Raw genomic sequence first — 16228 nt, forward strand, 5'->3', positions numbered from 1 at the left:
TGCAACCCCTCACTGGAAACACCATGTCCTGGCCCGAAATCCTCACCCTGGCGGTGCTGCCCGCCTTCCTCCTGCTCGACGCCATCACCCACGCCCACGCTGGCCGCGTGCGCGGCTGGCGCTCGCGGGCCCTGTCCATCACCGTGGTCAACACCGGGCTGGCGCTGGTCGTCGGCCACCTCTGGAGCCGCTTCTTCGGAGGCCTGCACGTTTTCGACGGGGCCGCCTTCGGCACCGCTGGCGGTGCGGCGCTGGGCGTGCTGGTGTACCAGCTCTTCCACTACGGGTACCACCGCAGCGCGCACCGCTTTGACACCCTCTGGCGCCTGGGCCACCAGATGCACCACAGCGCCGAATCGCTCGACCCCTGGGGTGCCTTCTACCTGCATCCGCTGGACACGGCGCTGTTCACCACGATCTCCAGCCTGGTGCTGTTTCCCCTGCTCGGTCTGAGCCCCGAAGCGGGGGCCTGGGCGGTGGCGCTGCTGACCTTTCTCTCGGTGTTCCAGCACGCCCGCGTGCGCACGCCGACCTGGCTGGGCTACCTGATCCAGCGGCCCGAAAGCCACGCCATCCACCACCAGCGCGGCGTGCACGCGCACAACTACGCCGACCTGCCGCTGTGGGACCTGCTGTTCGGCACCTTCCGCAACGGACCGGCGAACGCGCCCTGGCCCGAACTGGGTTTCCACGACGGCGCCTCCGCGCGCATTCCCGAAATGCTGGCGTTCCGCGACGTGTCGCGCGCCCGGCACTGATCTTCTTTTTCCTTTTTCCTCACCCCAACCCCGGAGCAATCCCATGACCACGAAAGACACCGTCGGCTACACCCTCTCGGGCGGCAACGCCCACGCCCTGGACCTGCTGGAGCAGGCCCTGCACCAGTTCCGCTGCTTTGCCGACAACCCCCTGGCCACCGCCGAAGCGGCGCTGGCCGAAGCCCCCGACCTCGTGATGGCCCAGGTGCTGCGCGCCTGGCTCTACCTGCTGTCCTCGGAAGCTGGCGCCCTGGCGCCGGCGCGCGAAGCGCTGGCCGCCGCGCGCGAGCTGCCACACAACGAGCGCGAAGCCTGGCACCTGCGGGCCATCGCGCAGCTGTGCGACGGCCAGTGGCGCGCCGCCGCGCTCACGCTGGAAGACCTGAGCGCGCACTACCCGCTGGACGCGCTGGCCCTGCAGGCCGGCCAGCAGCTCGACTTCTTCGTGGGCGACTCGCGCATGCTGCGCGACCGCATCGCGCGCGCCCTGCCGGCGTGGTCCGCCACCCTGCCCGGCTGGCACGCGGTGCTGGGCATGCAGGCCTTCGGGCTCGAAGAAACCGGTGACTACGCCCGCGCCGAACGCCTGGGGCGCCAGGCCGTGGACCTGCAGCCCCGCGACGCCTGGGCGCAGCACGCGGTGGCCCACGTGCTGGAAATGCAGGGCCGGCGCGACGAGGGCATCGAGTGGATGCGGGGCAACGAAGGCTGGCAGACCGACAACTTCCTGGCCGTGCACAACTGGTGGCACCTCGCGCTGCACCACCTGGCGCAGGGCGATGTGACCGAAGTGCTGGCGCTGTACGACGGCCCGATCCACGGCCACCGCCCCGAGATCCATGTGGAACTGGTGGACGCGAGCGCCTTGCTGTGGCGGCTGGATTTGCAGGGGGCGGACGTGGGCGCGCGCTGGGAGCGTCTGGCCGAGCGCTGGGCGCCCTTCGCGGGCGACGGCCACTACGCCTTCAGCGACTGGCACGCGGCCATGGCCTTCGTGGCCGCCGGGCGCGAGGACCTGCTGCAGGCGTTGCTGCAGGCCCAGCGCCAGGCCATGGCCAGCGAGGGCGACAACGCGGCCTTCACGCGCGAGGTCGGCTCGGCGGTCACGCAGGCCTGCATCGCCTTCGGCCAGCAGGACTGGGCGCGTGCGGTGGCCCTGCTGCGCCCGGTGCGCAGCCAGTCGCACCGTTTCGGTGGCAGCCATGCGCAGCGCGACCTGATCGACCTCACGCTGATCGCGGCGGCCCAGCGCAGCGGCCAGAAAGCCCTGGCGCGCGTGCTGGAGCAGGAGCGTCTGGCCCTGGCCCGGCAGCGCCTGCCCGCGCGGCGCGAGGCGCTGACCGCCTGACTCCCGTTCCTTCCCACCTTTCGCTGGCCCCGCCGGCCTTGAACCATGCACACCGTACAGCTGTCCCTGCCTTCCACCCTGCGCCTGTCGCGCCGGCCGCACCCGGCCGCCAGCTCGCGCCCCGCCACCGACACCTGGGTGCTGCCCCGGGGGACCCTGCATCGCATCGCGCGGCCACTGGGCTGCCGCATCGAGTGCATCGCCGGGCGGGCCTGGATTACCCACGACCGTGACCCGCGGGACACCGTGCTGGAAGCGGGTGAAAGCCACACCTGCGACCGGCCCGAGCGCGTGATCGTGCAGGCCCTCGAAGCGCTCACCCTGCGGGTGCTCCCACCCGCCGGGTGAGCCGGATGACGGCGCGTTGACCGCGTATCCCGTGCGTCGGCGCGCCGGGGTGCCATCAAGGGACGCTGATCGGTGGGTAGGCGCGCCGGGGGAGGGGTACAGGGGTCTTTCGCGGGCTCACAGACCGGCGGGATGCAAAGCATCTGACAATGCTGTTCATGAATCCCATGCCCAAGCCCCTGCAAGACATCCGCCTCTCCCTGCTCGATCTGGTGGCCGTGCGCGAAGGCGGCACGGTGGCCGATGCGCTGACCATCGCCCGCCGCACCGCACAGCACGCGGAGGCCCTGGGCTTCACGCGTTACTGGCTGGCCGAACACCACAACATGAGCGGCATCGCCAGTTCGGCCACGGCCGTGCTGGTGGGCCACATCGCTGGCGCCACGCAGCGCATGCGCGTGGGTTCGGGCGGCGTGATGCTGCCCAACCACGCGCCGCTGGTGGTGGCCGAGGCCTTTGGCACGCTGGCCGAGCTCTACCCCGGCCGCATCGATCTGGGCCTGGGTCGCGCGCCCGGCACCGACCCGCTGACCATGCGCGCGCTGCGCCGCGACCGCCGCGAGACCGAAGACGACTTCCCGCGCGACGTGGCCGAACTGCAGCGCCTGCTGGGCGATGCGGTGCCGGGCCAGAAGCTGATCGCCATGCCCGGCGCGGGCACCCATGTGCCGATCTGGCTGCTGGGCTCCAGCCTGTTCTCGGCCCAGCTCGCGGCCGAGCGTGGTCTGCCATACGCCTTCGCCTCGCACTTTGCACCGCGTTACCTGCTGCAGGCGCTGGACCTGTACCGCCACAACTTCAAGCCCTCGGCCGTGCTGGACAAGCCCTACGCCATCGTCGGCGTGCCACTGATCGCCGCACCCACGGACGACGAAGCCGAGTACCTGGCCAGCAGCACCTACCAGCGTGTGCTGGGCATCCTCACCGGCAAACGCGGCCAGCTGCCGGCACCGGTGGCCGGCTTCATGGAAACGCTGGACACCCAGGCCCATGCGGCGATTGCCGACTTCCTGGCCTGTGCGGTGATCGGCGGCCCGGACACGGTGCGCGCCGGCCTCACCAGACTCGCCAACGCGACCCAGGCCGACGAGTTCATGCTGGTGAGCGACGTGTTCGACCCGGCGCTGCGCCTGCGTTCGCTGGACATCGCCGCGGCGGCGATGCGCGAGCCGGTGGCAGCCTGACGTCTCTGGTCGACTGAGGTTCTCTGCACACCGCTGGATCGCAAACGCCTTCTACGCAGACAGGTGCGGCGGCGTGCGCATCTGCTCGGGCGTCGTGAAGTAGGCCGACGACGCACCCATGCGCGTGCGCGCCCGCTCCAGTTCGTGCCGCGCCACGCTGCGCAGGTGCACCTCGTCGGGGCCATCCAGCAGGTGCAGAGCGCGGCCCCAGGTCCAGAACTGCGCCAGCGGCGTGTCGGGCGACAGGCCCATGGCGCCGAAGATCTGCATCGCGCGGTCCACCACGCGCGTCTGCAGGCCCGCGGCCACCACCTTGATCGCGGCCACCTGCGCGCGCACGGCGGCGGGTTCGGCCATGTCGGGATGGTCGAGCAGCCAGGCACAGCGCAGCACCAGCAGGCGCGCCTGGTCGATCTCGATGCGCGACAGCGCGATCCACTCCTGCACGTTGGCGTAGTCCGACAAGTATCTGCCAAAGGTCTGGCGCTCCAGCGCGCGTTCGGTGGCGAGCGCCAGCGCCAGTTCGCACTGGCCGATGGTGCGCATGCAGTGGTGCACGCGGCCCGGCCCCAGCCGCGCCTGCGCCATGGCAAAGCCTTCGCCCCAGCCACCGAGCAGGTGGTCGGCCGGCACGCGCACGTGGCGAAAGACGATCTCGCAATGCCCCTCGGGCGCGTGGTGGTGCACCACGCTGATGTTGCGCACCACCTCAATGCCCGGCGTGTCCAGCGGCACCAGCAGCATGCTGTGCTGGTGGTGCTTGATGTCCGGCGCACCGCTGTCGTCGGCTGCGTTGCGCGCCATCACGATCAGCAGTTTGCAGGCTGGGTGCGCCACACCTGTGATGAACCACTTGCGGCCGTTGAGCTCCAGTGCATCGCCTTCGCGCCGCACCGTGGTCTGCAGGTTGGTCGGGTCGGACGAAGCCACGTCGGGCTCGGACATGGCGAAGGCGGATCGGATCGTTCCATCGAGCAGCGGTGTGAGCCACTGCGTGCGCTGCGCCGGCGTGGCGAAGCGGTGCAGCAGCTCCATGTTGCCGGTGTCGGGTGCGCTGCAGTTGAACACCTCAGGCGCCCAGTGCAACTTGCCCATGGCCTCGGCGAGCGGTGCGTAGTCGAGGTTGTCCAGCCGGGTGCCGGGTTCGTCATCGCGCAGGCCGGGCAGGAACAGGTTCCACAGCCCTTCCTCGCGTGCCAGGGTCTTGAGGTCATCCAGGAACGGCGGCGGGTAGTCGCCCTGCTGCACGGCCTGGTGCCAGGCCGCGTTGTGCGGCAGCACATAGCGTTGCATGAAGTCGGTCAGGCGCTGCAGCAGCGCCTGTGCCCGGGGGCTGTGCTCGAAGTTCATGGGGGCATTGTGTGGACCGCCCGGCCGCTTGTCAGCGCGTGCGCGACATGGACCGCAGCCCTGTTGCGCGCGCTCAGTGGCTGCGCACCAGCGTCGTCCAGGCCTGGGTCAGGCGGTGGGCCAGGTCTTCGGGGCGGTGCACCAGCGCGTAACCCTGGCGGCCGAACAGCAGCGGCAGGTAGTCGTGGCCCGCGCTGTCGATGGTCACGCAGAACGGGGTCAGCCCGGCCGCACGGGCCTCGTGGATCGCGTGGCGCGTGTCTTCCAGGCCGTAGCGGCCTTCGTACTGGTCGAGGTCGTTGGGCTTGCCGTCGGTCAGCAGCATCAGCAGCCGGCAGCGCTGCGGGCACTGGCGCAGGTGATCGGTGGCGTGGCGGATCGCCGCGCCCATGCGGGTGTAGTAGCCCGGCCGGATCGCGCCCACGCGGGCGCGCGCGGCGTCGTTCCAGGGCTCGTCCAGCCCCTTGATGCACTGCATGCGCACGTGTTGTCGGCGCACCGAGCTGAAGCCCCAGACGGCGAACGGATCGCCCACCGCGTTCAGGGCCTCGCCGAACACGTAGAGGGCGTCGCGGATCACGTCGATGACGCGCGCGTGGTCGTTCGCGTGCGCGTCGGTGGACTGCGAGAGATCGGCCAGCAGCCAGGTGGCGAGGCTGCGCTCGCCCCGGGTCTGCCGGGTGTAGACCGCGGGCGTGTCGCTGCGCCGGGCGCTGGCCCCGAGGCTGTCGGCCTGCAGGCGGATCCAGGCGTCCAGGTCGATGTCGTCGCCCTGCTCCTGGCCGCGCTGAAGGCGCGGCGCGTGGCGCAGCACCTCCATGCGCCGGCGCACCTGGCAGGCCGGCGCCGGGCACGAAGGGCGCGCCCTGGCGGGCCCGCAGGTCCTGCACCAGGCAGTGGTCGGGCACCAGCACACCGCGCCGATGGTCCCACTCGGGGAACTTGCGGCCCGGGCCGAGCGGGGTGTCGTCGGCGCTGCTGCTGGGCAGGTCCAGGTCGAACTTCACGCGCGCGGCCAGGGTCTGGCCCTGTTGCGCCACCGACAGGACCTCCATGTCGTTGGCGGCCTTGATCGCGTTGCCGTCGTCTTCGTCGTCGCTGCTGCGGTTCACGCGCACCAGCTCGCTCCACGACATCAGCGCCTCGGCGCGGAACGGCAGCACCATGGCATGGCGTTCCTGCGTGTGGGTCGTGGCCTGGGCGCGCCGGCGCTGGGCGTCGGCGGCGGCAGTGGCCGCGCCCACTGGACTTGCCCCCCCGGCGCCCGTGGGGTGTCTGGTGGGTGTTCCCCCCACCCACACCAAGTCTGGACAACCCGGGTGTGGGTGGGGGGGTAATGTGGGGCCCTTTTTTTTATACACATCTAGTTGTTAAAAAGAGACGGGGCGAGGGCGGCGCGTCCGCGCAAGCCCGCCACACCCGGCCGCTGCGCCAGGTGCAGATCGCGCAGGCGCTCGTAGCGCGGGTGGAAACCGGGGAAGGCGTCCAGCGCGCGTCGGGTGGCGCGCACGTTGTCGGTCAGCCACCGGCCGCTGGGCACCCAGTGGGCCGTGAGCAGGGCCAGCCAGAGGTAGAGGTCGCGGTTGAGCGCGGGGTCGGCGAACACCGCCACGCTCGGCGGCAGGGCCAGCACCTCGGGCTCCAGCACCGCCAGTGCGGCCCGGTCGCCGCTGCCCGCGAGCCGGTGCAGCCAGTGGCGCGGGGCGGCGGTGCGCTGCAGGCCCGCCTCGGCCAGCCGCACGTGGGCCTGCCCGCCCGCGGCGCGAAACAGCAGGCCGATGGCCGTTTTCACGTCGGACAGCTGCACCGCGGCGGCCGCGTGCTCGGGCCGGGTCAGGCGCGTCAGGGCCACGTGCCACCAGCGTCCCACCATTTCTTCCATCAGGGCTGCTCCGGTGAGTGGGCGCGGCGCTGCCGCAGGGTCTCGCGCAGGGCGTCCGCGCCGATGCGCCACTGCAGCGTGGGGCTGCGCCCCTGCGCGGTGTGTGTGCTGTCGCAGGCGTCCAGGCATTGCCCGCACTGCACGCAGGAAAACATGCGCCGCTTGATGTTGCGCGGCTGCAGCCGCATGGGGCACACGCTGTCGCAGGCGTTGCCCAACGGCGCGTCGGGCGCGGCCAGGGCGGCGTGCGCCGGAGCGCTGCGCTGCTCGCTCTGGCAGGTCCGGCAGTCGCGCGCACGTTCGCGCTCGAACGAGACCACCAGCCCCCGCGGGTTGGCCATCCAGGCCAGGCTCTGGAACAGGCCCACCGCGCAGCCGAAGCGGCAGAACAGGTGCCGCGCGAACGCGAACTCGGCGCTGAAGAGGGCCGTGCCCACCAGCAGGAAACGCAGCTGGTTGGCGGTGAGCGTGCCGCTGAACAGGCCGCCCCAGATCAGCTGCGGCGGCAGCAGGTAGGTCAGCAGGGTGATGGCCCAAGCAAAGCCCGCGAGCAGGCAGCTCAGCGCGAACAGCGGCCACCAGCGCCGCTGCGGCGTGACGCCGGCGCGGTGCACCGGCGTGCGGTCCCACAGGCTGAGCTTGCCGCAGGCGCGGTGCAGCAGGCTGTTGAGCGATTCCACCAGCGAAAAATGCGGGCACAGCCAGCCGCAGTAGATGCGGCCGTAGCGGTAGGCCAGCGCGAGGAAGCCGCCCACGATCAGCACGGCGGGCAGCAGCGCGCGCCACAGCAGGTTCAGGCCGGCCTGGGTGGCGCTGATCTCACCGGTGAGCAGGCCGTCGATGCCGAGCGACCAGCGCATGCCCAGCACCCAGAGCTGGGTCTCATACAAGTCGAAGCGCAGCAGGTTGAGGCTGGGCGCGAGCAGGAACAGGGCGAAGAAGCCGATCTGGGTGCGTCGGCGCCAGATCTGAAGGCTGCGCGCGCGGCGTTGCGCTTCGCTGGCCGCCGGGCCGGTGAGGGACAACTGTTCCATGGGGCCTTGCGCAGCACGGGCTGCGCGTTATCCCTCGTCGCCCAGGATCGCACGCACCACTTCCATCAGGGCCTCGGCGGTGCCGGGGTCGTCGGTCAGGGCGTTCACGATGGCGCCCCGGCAGGCGCGCAGTGGCGCCAGGCCACCGGCCATCAACCTGGCGGCGGAGACCAGCAGCCGGGTGCTGGCGGTCTCTTCCAGGTCGTGTTCGGTCAGCCGGCGCAGGGCCTGCGCCAGAGCCACCAGCTGCGCGGCCTGCAAGGCGTCGATGCATCCCTCGTTCATCACGATGTGGCGTTCGGTGTCGGCCGGGGGGTAGCCCAGGTCGATCGCCACGAAGCGCTGGCGGGTGCTGGGTTTGAGGCCCTTGAGCAGGTTCTGGTAGCCAGGGTTGTAGGACATGACCAGCATGAAGCCGGGCGGTGCGATCAGCTGCTCGCCGGTGCGCTCGATCGGCAGGCAGCGCCGGTCGTCGGCCAGCGGGTGCAGCACCACGGTGGTGTCCTTGCGGGCCTCGACCACCTCGTCCAGGTAACAGATGGCGCCGGTGCGCACGGCGCGCGCCAGCGGTCCGTCGGACCACACGGTCTCGCCCTGGCCGATCAGGAAGCGGCCCACCAGGTCGGCCGCGCCCAGGTCGTCGTGGCACGACACCGTGATCAGCGGGCGGCCCAGGCGGGCCGCCATGTGTTCGACGAAACGGGTCTTGCCGCAGCCGGTCGGGCCCTTGATCAGCAGAGGCAGCTGGGCGCGCCAGGCCTGGTCGAACACCTCGCACTCGCCGGCCTGTTCGGCGTAGTACGGCAGCGGGTTCGCCCGGGCGTACAGTTCGGTGACGGTCATGGCGCTCATCCTGGTCTCAGGCGTTGCGCACGCGCAGGGCCGCGGCACCCGTTGGCACCTCGCGGGGCACGCCGCCGATGAAGAAGCTGGACAGGTAGGTCATGAGGCCGATCAGGAAGCCCACGCCGCCGCCGACGCGGATCCAGTAGAAGAAGCGCAGCTGGTCCTGGGTGTCCATGAAGGACATCGCGCCCGAGGTCGGCATGCGTTGCAGCCAGATCTGCAGGATGCCCGCGCCGGTGAGCGCCAGCACCATCACGACCATGCCCACGGTCATCATCCAGAAGCTCCACATCTCCACGTTCTGCGCCTTCTGGCTGTTGGCCACGCGGCCGCGCAGGATGGGCATGGCGTAGCTGATGATCGCCAGCACCACCATCACGTAGGCGCCGTAGAAGGCCAGGTGGCCGTGTGCGGCCGTGACCTGGCTGCCGTGCGTGTAGTAGTTGACCGGGCTCAGCGTGTGGATGAAGCCCCACACACCGGCGCCCAGGAAGGCCACCACCGAGCAGCCCACGGCCCACAGCAGCGCGGCCTGGTTGGGGTGTTCGCGGCGGCGGCGCTGCACCATGTTGAAGGCGAACACCGTCATCATGAAGAAGGGGATCGGTTCCATGGCGGAGAAGATCGAGCCCACCCACAGCCAGTAGCCGGGCATGCCAATGAAGAAGAAGTGGTGACCCGTGCCCAGGATGCCAGTGATCAGCGCCATGGCGATGATCACGTAGAGCCATTTGTCGATCACTTCGCGGTCCACGCCGGTGGTCTTGATCAGCACGAAGGCCAGCAGCGCGCCCATGATCAGCTCCCAGGTGCCTTCCACCCACAGGTGCACCACGAACCACCAGTACATCTTGTCGCGCACCAGGTTGTGCGGGTTCACGAAGCTGAACAGGAACAGCAGGGCCAGGCCCCACAGGCCGATCATCAGCACCAGGCTGATGCTGGTCTTGCGGCCCTTGAGCACGGTCATGCTGATGTTGAACAGGAAGCCCAGCATCACCGCCACGATGCCCAGCTTGGTGGGCAGGGGCTGCTCCAGGAACTCGCGGCCCATGGTCTGCAGGATGTCGTTGCCCGTGAGTTCGGCCAGCTTGGCGTAGGGCACCGCGAGGTAGCCCACGATGGTCAGCGCGCCGGCCACGAGGAAGATCCAGAACAGCGCGATCGCCAGTTTCGGGCTGTAGAGCTCGGTCTCGGACTCTTCGGGCACCATGTAGTAGGCCGCGCCCTGGAAGCCGAACAGCAACCACACGATCAGCAGGTTGGTGTGGACCATGCGGGCCTGGTTGAACGGGATGTAGGGGAACAGGAAGTCCCCCAGCAGGTATTGCAGCCCGAGCGCCAGACCAAAGACGATCTGGGTCGTGAACAGCGCGAGGGCGGCGATGAAGTAGTACTTGGATACCGACTGCGAGGCGTACGGAAGTCTGGTCGAGGACATGGTGTTGTTCCTTGGGATGTCAGGTGTGCGCATGGCTCTCAGCCTTCGATGTTCGGTGGCCATTTTTCGGTGTTGATGCCACCGGTCCAGCGCAGGAACTCGACCAGGTCGTCGAGCTGCTGTTCGGAAAAGTTGAACTGCGGCATCTGGCGCCGGCCCTCGACATGGGTGGGCTGGATCTTCATCCACGTCTTGATGAAGTCTGGCCCGCGGCGCGCGTACACATTGCCCAGCTCGGGGGCGAAGTAGGCCCCCTCGCCGAGCAGGGTGTGGCAGCCGATGCAGTTGCGCGTTTCCCAGAGTTTCTTGCCGTTGATCACGGCCGGGGTGATGGCCTCCGCGTTCGAGCGCGCGGGGATGCGGCGTTCGCTGTCCCAGATCAGGCCGGCGAACACCAGGATGAAAAACACCGACCCTCCGTAAAACATGTTGCGGGCCATCTGCTTGGTGAAGCCGCTGGATTTGACTTGGTTCATAGAATCTCGCTCCTGTGACTGGAATGCCGGGGGTGAGTTTGGGAGCGGGCGGGTTTTCTTTCCTTGAACCGGTTCAAGTTTCACGTCGAAAATGTCAGAAATCGGCCGGGGATATCTGGGCCGATTCCACAACCCCCCACCTACAATCCGGCACCGCCGCGGCTCCCGCACGGAAAAGGAACCGATGGACACCAGCGACTTCAACATCCCGCGCTTTCTGGCGACCCAGGCGCTCTTCACCGACCTGTCGACCGAAGAGCTGGAGCGCGTGGCCGAGGGCTGCCAGGTGCGCCGCCTGGCGCGCGGTGACACCGTGTTCCGCTATGGCGAGCCCTGCCGCGAGTTCCATGTGCTGGTGCTGGGCCAGGTCAAGCTGTTTGCGCTGTCGCCCGCCGGGCAGGAAAAGGTGATCGAGCTGGTGCAGCCCGGCCACAGCTTTGCCGAGGCGCTGATGTTCACCGACAAGCCCTACATCCTGAATGCGCAGGCGCTCACCAGCAGCCTGCTGCTGAGCGTGGGCAAGCAGGTCATCGTCAACGAGATCCAGCGCGACCCCCGCTTCTCGCTGCGCATGCTGGCGGGCATTTCCCGGCGCCTGCACGGTCTGGTGCACGACATCGAGACCGGCGCGCTGCACACCGGCATGCAGCGGGTGATCGGCTACCTGCTGCGCGAACACCAGGTGGAAGACTGCTCCACGGGCGAGGTCTACATCGTCTCGCTGCCGGTGAGCAAGGCCACCGTGGCCTCCCGGCTGTCGCTCACGCCGGAGTATTTCTCCAAGGTGCTGCACGAACTGGAGTCGGTGAACCTGATCCGTATCGACAAGCGCGACATCCACATCGTCGACGTGCCGGGTCTCGCCAGGTATGGGGTCCAGACCTGAGAGCGCACTGCGCGGCGCACGGCCTCACGCCATCAGCGCCGCGAACAGCGGCTCCATGCGGGCCGTCACCGCCGGGTCCATGGCCATCACCCGGCCCCATTCGCGCTGCGTTTCACCGGGCCACTTGTTCGTCGCATCCAGCCCCATCTTGCTGCCCAGGCCGCTCACGGGCGAGGCGAAGTCGAGGTAGTCGATGGGGGTGTGTTCGATGGTGAAGCTGTCGCGCGCCGGGTCCATGCGTGTGCTCATGGCCCAGATGACTTCGCCCCAGTTGCGCACGTCGATGTCCTCGTCCACGACCACGACGAACTTGGTGTACATGAACTGGCGCAGGTGGCTCCACACGCCCATCATCACGCGCCGCGCGTGACCGGCGTAGGCCTTGCGGATCTGCACCACCGCCATGCGGTAACTGCAGGCCTCGGACGGCAGGTGGAAGTCAGTGATCTCGGGGAACTGGCGCTGCAGCAGCGGGATGAACAACTCGTTCATCGCCAGCGCGAGCATGGCGGGTTCGTCCGGCGGTTTGCCGGTGTAGGTGGAGTGGTAGATGGCGTCGCGCCGCATCGTGATGCGCTCGACCGTGAACACCGGGAACTCGGCGCGTTCGTTGTAGTAGCCGGTGTGGTCGCCGTAGGGGCCTTCGAGCGCGTGCTGCCAGCCGCTGGGGTGCGCGGCGTCGGGCTGGATATGGCCCTCGAGCACGATCTCGGCCGAGGCGGGCACCTGCAGCGGCACGCCCAGCGCCCGCACGACCTCGGTGCGCGCGCCGCGCAGCAGGCCGGCGAACTGGTATTCGGAGAGGCTGTCGGGCACGGGCGTGACCGCGCCCAGGATGGTGGCCGGGTCGGCGCCCAGGGCCACGGCCACCGGGTAGGGCTGGCCCGGGTGTTGCCGGCAGTGGTCGCGGAAGTCGAGCGCGCCGCCGCGGTGGGCGAGCCAGCGCACGATGAGCTGGTTGCGCGAGAGCACCTGCTGGCGGTAGATGCCCAGGTTCTGCCGCGTCTTGTGCGGCCCGCGCGTGATCACCAGGCCCCAGGTGATGAGCGGGGCCACGTCGTCGGGCCAGCAGTGCTGGATGGGCAGGCGCGCCAGGTCCACGTCGGCACCTTCCCACACCCGCTCCTGGCAGGGCGCGGAACTGCGCTCTTTGGGGCTCATGTGCCACAGCGTCTTGACCAGACCGCTCAGGGCCACCATGTCTTTCAGCCCGCCCGGCGCCTGCGGCTCCTTGAGCGCGGCCAGCACCTCGCCGAACTGGCGCAGCTCGCGCAGGCTGCCCACGCCCATGGCGCGCGCCACACGGCCGGTGGTGCCAAACAGGTTGCCCAGCACCGGCATGCTGTGGCCGGTGGGCCGCTCGAACAGCAGGGCCGGTCCGCCGGCGCGCAGCACGCGGTCGCACAGCGCGGTCATCTCCAGGTGGGGCGAGACCGGTTCGTTGATGCGCCGCAGCTCGCCGGTGGCTTCGAGCTGGGCCATGAAGTCGCGCAAGTCGCGGTAGGTCATGCGGGCACCTTGTCCATGCCCTGCCAACGCTGGCTCAGCGTGTGCGGCACGTCCAGCAGATCGAGCACACGCGCCACGCTGGCGTCCACCAGATCGTCGAGCGTCTGGGGCCGCAGGTAGAAGGCGGGCATGGGGGGGCAGACGATGGCGCCCATTTCGGTCACGGCGGTCATGTTGCGCAGGTGGCCCAGGTGCAGCGGGGTCTCGCGCGTCATGAGTACCAGTCGGCGGCGTTCCTTGAGCATCACGTCGGCCGCGCGCGTGACCAGGTTGTCCGACAGGCCGTGCGCGATGGCCGCGAGCGTGCGCATGGAGCAGGGCGCGACCACCATGCCGCTGCAGCGGAACGAGCCGCTGGCCGGGCCGGCGCCGAGCTGGTTGGCGTCGTGCAGGGTGTGCACCAGCGGGCGCAGCATGTCGGCGTTCACGTCGAGCTCGTGGCGCAGCGTGAGCCAGCCCGCGTCGGACACCACCGCGTGCGCCTGCACGTCGGGCATCTCGCTCAGCACCTGCAGCAGGCGCAGGCCGTAGACCGCGCCGCTGGCACCGGTGATGGCCACCAGCAGGCGGCGTGGTTCAGGGGGTGGGGAGCTCATCGGGTGGCGTATCGGCGTCTTGCAAGAGGCGCTGCAGGTCGTTGCGCACCCGGAACAGCACGGCCTCGGCCTGGTCCGGGTCGAAGTCCTCGTGCAGGCGCTTGCGCACGCCGTAGATGTTCAGCTGGTGGTGCTGCGTGGGTTCGATGCCGTGGCGGCCCAGGCAGTGGCGCGCGCATTCCAGGGGACAGCCGTCCAGGACCACGATGGGGCGCCCCGAGCGGGCCGTCTTCAGCAGGCTGGGCACGTCACCGCCGATGCCCGCGATGCAGGACATTTCGGCCGTGCCCATGCGGTCCAGCCGCACCGCCACGTGGTTGGCCAGCTGCGCGGCGCTGGAGCAACCGGAGCACGCGTAGACGATGGGCAGTTTGGGGTCAGCGCGGGCCATGGCGGGAACCTGGCGCCCACGATGGGCGCAACTGCCGCAGGCGGGACAGCACGGCCGAGGGCGCCCACTGCGCGAAGTCGAACACTGGCAGCTCCAGCGCGTCGAGCGCGTTCTTGACCACCAGGCCCAATTCGGTGTCGCCCTCCATGGAGAGGCGGCGGTTGAAGAACAGGGTGTCGGGGTCGTCCAGCCGCTGCGCCAGGCGCAGGAAGTCGTGGGCGTTGGCGCTCAGGGTGAGCTCGGTGGCGGGTTGCGGCGTGCTGGCGCGGAACGCCGTGCGCTGCCACGCAAAGTCGAACTTCAGGCCGGCGTCGCGCACGTGGATGCGGATGCGCTGGCCCTGCAGGCGCTCGGCCACATCGGCCGGCAACTGTCGCGCCAGCACCAGGTTGAGCCCGGCGACCAGCAGCAGCGAGCCGGGATACGGCGGCAGGCGCGAGAGCATGGCGGCGAGCGGCAGGGGAACGGTGTGGCGCTGGGTCTGGGCAAAGGTGTCGTTCATGGGGAGGCGGTGGCGTTCAGGCCACGTACAGCAGCAGGGTGAAGAAATGGCAGGTGCTGCCGCCGAGCACGAACAGGTGCCAGATGCCGTGGCCATGGCGCAGCTTGTGGTCGGTGGCGTAAAAGGCGATGCCCAGGGTGTAGAGGGCGCCACCGGTGGCCAGCCAGGCAAAGCCGGCCGGGCCCAGCGCCTGCCACAGCGGCGCCACCGCCACCAGCGCCAGCCAGCCCATGAGCACATAGATCACCAGCGACAGCACCCGTGCACCGCGCGCCAGCCAGATTTCCTGCGCGATGCCGGCCACGGCCAGCGACCAGACCACGCCCAGCAGCGACCAGCCCCAGGGACCTTTGAGCGAGACCAGCGCAAAGGGCGTGTACGTGCCCGCGATCAGCAGGTAGATGCTGCAGTGGTCCAGCTTCTTGAACACGGCCTTGGCCCGACCGCCCAGCGCGTGGTACAGCGTGGACGCCACATAGAGCGCCACCAGCATCGCGCCATAGACACTGAAGCCCACGATGCGCCAGGGGTCGCCCTTGAGCGACGCGCTGGTGATGAGCACCACCGAACCGGCCACGGCCAGCACCGCCCCCACGAGGTGGCTGATGCTGTTGAAGCGCTCGCCGGTGGCCATGGTGTCAGGCGGTGGCCGGCGCTGTGGCCGCGACGCGGTCCTGCCCGGGCTGGCCGTGCCAGTAGCCGTTGCAGTCGGCCGGGCCCTGGCCCGCGTCCGGCAGCAGCGGCAGCAGGGCCGCGCGGGCCTCGGTGCCCGAGCGGCTGCCGCGGCGCACCGCGTCGTACAGGCCGATCACGTCCGCCGTGTGCAAGGACTGCGGGCTGATGCGCGCCACGTCGACACCGAGCGCCGTCAGATCGTCCCAGGCGTCGATCAGGCTGTGCACCCGCGCCGACTGGGTCTGGATGCCGTTGAGCACCAGGAACTCGGCGCTCTCGCGCGTCTTGAGCATCAGGCCGTCGGGGTGGTCGATGCAGCTGAAGCGGCAGTCGTCCTTGGGCAGGTTGCGGTGGCGGGCGGTGAAGCAGCGGGCCGAAAACGCCAGCGGCAGGCGGCCGTGCACGAACACCTCGGTCTGCAGGCCGGCCGGGCGCTGCTGCTGCAGCAGGGTCAGGTCTTTGCGCGGCATCTCCAGCGGCGCCACCCAGCGCGAGGCGCCCAGCGACGCCATCCATTGCAGCGTGGGGCCGTTGTAGACGTTGAGGTGCGGGCCGGCGACGAAACCGCGCTCACCGGCCAGCGCATTCACCGCGCCCATGTCGTTGGCCTCGATGCCGAAGTCGGTGTTCGCCGCGATCTTCTGCATTGCGCTCACGTCCGAGCCCGACTCCAGCAGCACCTGGGTGGAGAGCACGGCGGTCTTGCCCGAAGCGCGCATCAGCTCGGCCACGTCCAGCCAGTCCGACAGGCGCAGCTCGTGGCGGCGCGAGCAGGTCACCTCGCCGAGGTAGACGATGTCCACCGCCGTCGCGGCCATGGCCTCGTAGAAGTCGAACACGGTCTGGCGTGGCCAGTAGTACTGCAGGGGTCCGAGAGAAAGTTTCATATCGGTGTTTCGTTCATCGCGCGTGCCTTTCCCAGCACGCGCCGAAGATCCGGCTCCGCCGGTCCAAGGGCGTGGTCCCCCTGGGGGGAAGCCGCGAAGCGGCGCAGGGGGGATG

The 16228-nt window shown here is 69.7% G+C and carries 18 protein-coding genes; 5 read left to right on the forward strand and 13 right to left on the reverse strand.

The features are described from left to right. Positions 1-23 precede the first annotated feature (23 nt). The 4 genes from F3K02_RS03595 to F3K02_RS03610 all read left to right on the forward strand — a co-directional run bounded on the left by F3K02_RS03595 (position 24) and on the right by F3K02_RS03610 (position 3638). Positions 24-758, forward strand: a complete 735-nt coding sequence (locus F3K02_RS03595) for a sterol desaturase family protein (RefSeq protein ID WP_177133409.1) — start codon at positions 24-26, stop codon at positions 756-758. 43 nt (positions 759-801) lie between these two features. Beyond that, a complete protein-coding gene (locus F3K02_RS03600) occupies positions 802-2106 on the forward strand; it encodes a tetratricopeptide repeat protein (RefSeq protein ID WP_177133411.1) in 1305 nt (434 codons plus the stop codon). Between the two features lie 45 nt (positions 2107-2151). Beyond that, positions 2152-2454 (forward strand): DUF2917 domain-containing protein, encoded by a 303-nt coding sequence (locus F3K02_RS03605; protein ID WP_177133413.1) that lies wholly within the window; start codon positions 2152-2154, stop codon positions 2452-2454. Between the two features lie 158 nt (positions 2455-2612). Then, the gene (locus F3K02_RS03610; RefSeq protein WP_177133415.1) at positions 2613-3638 is read left to right on the forward strand and encodes an LLM class flavin-dependent oxidoreductase; all 1026 of its coding nucleotides are present in this window, start codon (positions 2613-2615) and stop codon (positions 3636-3638) included. A 51-nt stretch (positions 3639-3689) separates the two neighbouring features. Here F3K02_RS03610 and F3K02_RS03615 read toward each other — a convergent pair whose 3' ends face one another. From F3K02_RS03615 to F3K02_RS03645, 7 genes are all read right to left on the reverse strand, one after another. Then, positions 3690-4988 (reverse strand): acyl-CoA dehydrogenase family protein, encoded by a 1299-nt coding sequence (locus F3K02_RS03615; protein ID WP_177133417.1) that lies wholly within the window; start codon positions 4986-4988, stop codon positions 3690-3692. A gap of 73 nt (positions 4989-5061) precedes the next feature. Continuing rightward, positions 5062-5808, reverse strand: a complete 747-nt coding sequence (locus tag F3K02_RS03620) for a nitric oxide reductase activation protein NorD (protein ID WP_246309141.1) — start codon at positions 5806-5808, stop codon at positions 5062-5064. Positions 5809-6351: 543 nt separating this feature from the next. Then, positions 6352-6870 (reverse strand): hypothetical protein, encoded by a 519-nt coding sequence (locus F3K02_RS03625; RefSeq protein WP_177133419.1) that lies wholly within the window; start codon positions 6868-6870, stop codon positions 6352-6354. Next, positions 6870-7904: a 4Fe-4S binding protein gene (locus F3K02_RS03630; RefSeq protein ID WP_177133421.1), complete on the reverse strand. Its 1035-nt coding sequence runs from the start codon at positions 7902-7904 to the stop codon at positions 6870-6872. Before F3K02_RS03630 ends, F3K02_RS03625 begins: the two co-directional genes overlap by 1 nt. 27 nt (positions 7905-7931) lie before the next feature. Beyond that, positions 7932-8747: a CbbQ/NirQ/NorQ/GpvN family protein gene (locus tag F3K02_RS03635; protein WP_177133423.1), complete on the reverse strand. Its 816-nt coding sequence runs from the start codon at positions 8745-8747 to the stop codon at positions 7932-7934. Between the two features lie 16 nt (positions 8748-8763). Further along, entirely contained in the window at positions 8764-10191 is a 1428-nt protein-coding gene (locus F3K02_RS03640) for a cbb3-type cytochrome c oxidase subunit I (protein ID WP_177133425.1), read from the reverse strand. A 38-nt stretch (positions 10192-10229) separates the two neighbouring features. Further along, complete coding sequence (locus F3K02_RS03645) at positions 10230-10667, reverse strand: c-type cytochrome (RefSeq protein ID WP_177133428.1); 438 nt, start codon at positions 10665-10667, stop codon at positions 10230-10232. A gap of 184 nt (positions 10668-10851) precedes the next feature. Here F3K02_RS03645 and F3K02_RS03650 point away from each other — a divergent pair, with 184 nt between their 5' ends. Further along, positions 10852-11553 carry a Crp/Fnr family transcriptional regulator gene (locus F3K02_RS03650; protein ID WP_177133430.1) on the forward strand — a complete coding sequence of 234 codons (702 nt, stop codon included), beginning with the start codon at positions 10852-10854 and terminating at the stop codon, positions 11551-11553. Between the two features lie 24 nt (positions 11554-11577). Here F3K02_RS03650 and ubiD read toward each other — a convergent pair whose 3' ends face one another. Genes ubiD through ubiV form a run of 6 tightly spaced genes read right to left on the reverse strand, consistent with a single transcriptional unit; the run spans position 11578 to position 16113 of the window. Then, positions 11578-13062: a 4-hydroxy-3-polyprenylbenzoate decarboxylase gene (gene ubiD / locus F3K02_RS03655; RefSeq protein WP_177133432.1), complete on the reverse strand. Its 1485-nt coding sequence runs from the start codon at positions 13060-13062 to the stop codon at positions 11578-11580. Next, positions 13059-13658, reverse strand: coding sequence for a UbiX family flavin prenyltransferase (locus tag F3K02_RS03660; protein ID WP_177133434.1), 600 nt, complete (start codon positions 13656-13658; stop codon positions 13059-13061). Before F3K02_RS03660 ends, ubiD begins: the two co-directional genes overlap by 4 nt. After that, a complete protein-coding gene (locus tag F3K02_RS03665) occupies positions 13639-14049 on the reverse strand; it encodes a putative zinc-binding protein (RefSeq protein ID WP_177133436.1) in 411 nt (136 codons plus the stop codon). Before F3K02_RS03665 ends, F3K02_RS03660 begins: the two co-directional genes overlap by 20 nt. Then, positions 14036-14551, reverse strand: coding sequence for a ubiquinone anaerobic biosynthesis accessory factor UbiT (gene ubiT, locus F3K02_RS03670; protein WP_177133438.1), 516 nt, complete (start codon positions 14549-14551; stop codon positions 14036-14038). Before ubiT ends, F3K02_RS03665 begins: the two co-directional genes overlap by 14 nt. Before the next feature lie 16 nt (positions 14552-14567). Further along, positions 14568-15185: a PAQR family membrane homeostasis protein TrhA gene (gene trhA, locus F3K02_RS03675; protein WP_177133440.1), complete on the reverse strand. Its 618-nt coding sequence runs from the start codon at positions 15183-15185 to the stop codon at positions 14568-14570. Between the two features lie 4 nt (positions 15186-15189). Beyond that, the gene (ubiV, locus tag F3K02_RS03680) at positions 15190-16113 is read right to left on the reverse strand and encodes a ubiquinone anaerobic biosynthesis protein UbiV (RefSeq protein ID WP_177133442.1); all 924 of its coding nucleotides are present in this window, start codon (positions 16111-16113) and stop codon (positions 15190-15192) included. Positions 16114-16228 lie beyond the last annotated feature (115 nt).

The sequence above is a fragment of the Hydrogenophaga aromaticivorans genome, assembly GCF_013387465.1.
In the GTDB taxonomy this organism is placed as follows: Bacteria; Pseudomonadota; Gammaproteobacteria; order Burkholderiales; family Burkholderiaceae_C; genus Hydrogenophaga; species Hydrogenophaga aromaticivorans.

What these genes read in the sequence shown, in the direction of transcription:
- F3K02_RS03595 (WP_177133409.1), top strand. Translation starts at nt 24, where the DNA reads ATGTCCTGGCCCGAAATCCTCACCCTGGCGGTGCTGCCCGCCTTCCTC.
- F3K02_RS03600 (WP_177133411.1), top strand. Translation starts at nt 802, where the DNA reads ATGACCACGAAAGACACCGTCGGCTACACCCTCTCGGGCGGCAACGCC.
- F3K02_RS03605 (WP_177133413.1), top strand. Translation starts at nt 2,152, where the DNA reads ATGCACACCGTACAGCTGTCCCTGCCTTCCACCCTGCGCCTGTCGCGC.
- F3K02_RS03610 (WP_177133415.1), top strand. Translation starts at nt 2,613, where the DNA reads ATGAATCCCATGCCCAAGCCCCTGCAAGACATCCGCCTCTCCCTGCTC.
- F3K02_RS03615 (WP_177133417.1), bottom strand. Translation starts at nt 4,988, where the DNA reads ATGAACTTCGAGCACAGCCCCCGGGCACAGGCGCTGCTGCAGCGCCTG.
- F3K02_RS03620 (WP_246309141.1), bottom strand. Translation starts at nt 5,808, where the DNA reads ATGGAGGTGCTGCGCCACGCGCCGCGCCTTCAGCGCGGCCAGGAGCAG.
- F3K02_RS03625 (WP_177133419.1), bottom strand. Translation starts at nt 6,870, where the DNA reads ATGGAAGAAATGGTGGGACGCTGGTGGCACGTGGCCCTGACGCGCCTG.
- F3K02_RS03630 (WP_177133421.1), bottom strand. Translation starts at nt 7,904, where the DNA reads ATGGAACAGTTGTCCCTCACCGGCCCGGCGGCCAGCGAAGCGCAACGC.
- F3K02_RS03635 (WP_177133423.1), bottom strand. Translation starts at nt 8,747, where the DNA reads ATGACCGTCACCGAACTGTACGCCCGGGCGAACCCGCTGCCGTACTAC.
- F3K02_RS03640 (WP_177133425.1), bottom strand. Translation starts at nt 10,191, where the DNA reads ATGTCCTCGACCAGACTTCCGTACGCCTCGCAGTCGGTATCCAAGTAC.
- F3K02_RS03645 (WP_177133428.1), bottom strand. Translation starts at nt 10,667, where the DNA reads ATGAACCAAGTCAAATCCAGCGGCTTCACCAAGCAGATGGCCCGCAAC.
- F3K02_RS03650 (WP_177133430.1), top strand. Translation starts at nt 10,852, where the DNA reads ATGGACACCAGCGACTTCAACATCCCGCGCTTTCTGGCGACCCAGGCG.
- ubiD (WP_177133432.1), bottom strand. Translation starts at nt 13,062, where the DNA reads ATGACCTACCGCGACTTGCGCGACTTCATGGCCCAGCTCGAAGCCACC.
- F3K02_RS03660 (WP_177133434.1), bottom strand. Translation starts at nt 13,658, where the DNA reads ATGAGCTCCCCACCCCCTGAACCACGCCGCCTGCTGGTGGCCATCACC.
- F3K02_RS03665 (WP_177133436.1), bottom strand. Translation starts at nt 14,049, where the DNA reads ATGGCCCGCGCTGACCCCAAACTGCCCATCGTCTACGCGTGCTCCGGT.
- ubiT (WP_177133438.1), bottom strand. Translation starts at nt 14,551, where the DNA reads ATGAACGACACCTTTGCCCAGACCCAGCGCCACACCGTTCCCCTGCCG.
- trhA (WP_177133440.1), bottom strand. Translation starts at nt 15,185, where the DNA reads ATGGCCACCGGCGAGCGCTTCAACAGCATCAGCCACCTCGTGGGGGCG.
- ubiV (WP_177133442.1), bottom strand. Translation starts at nt 16,113, where the DNA reads ATGAAACTTTCTCTCGGACCCCTGCAGTACTACTGGCCACGCCAGACC.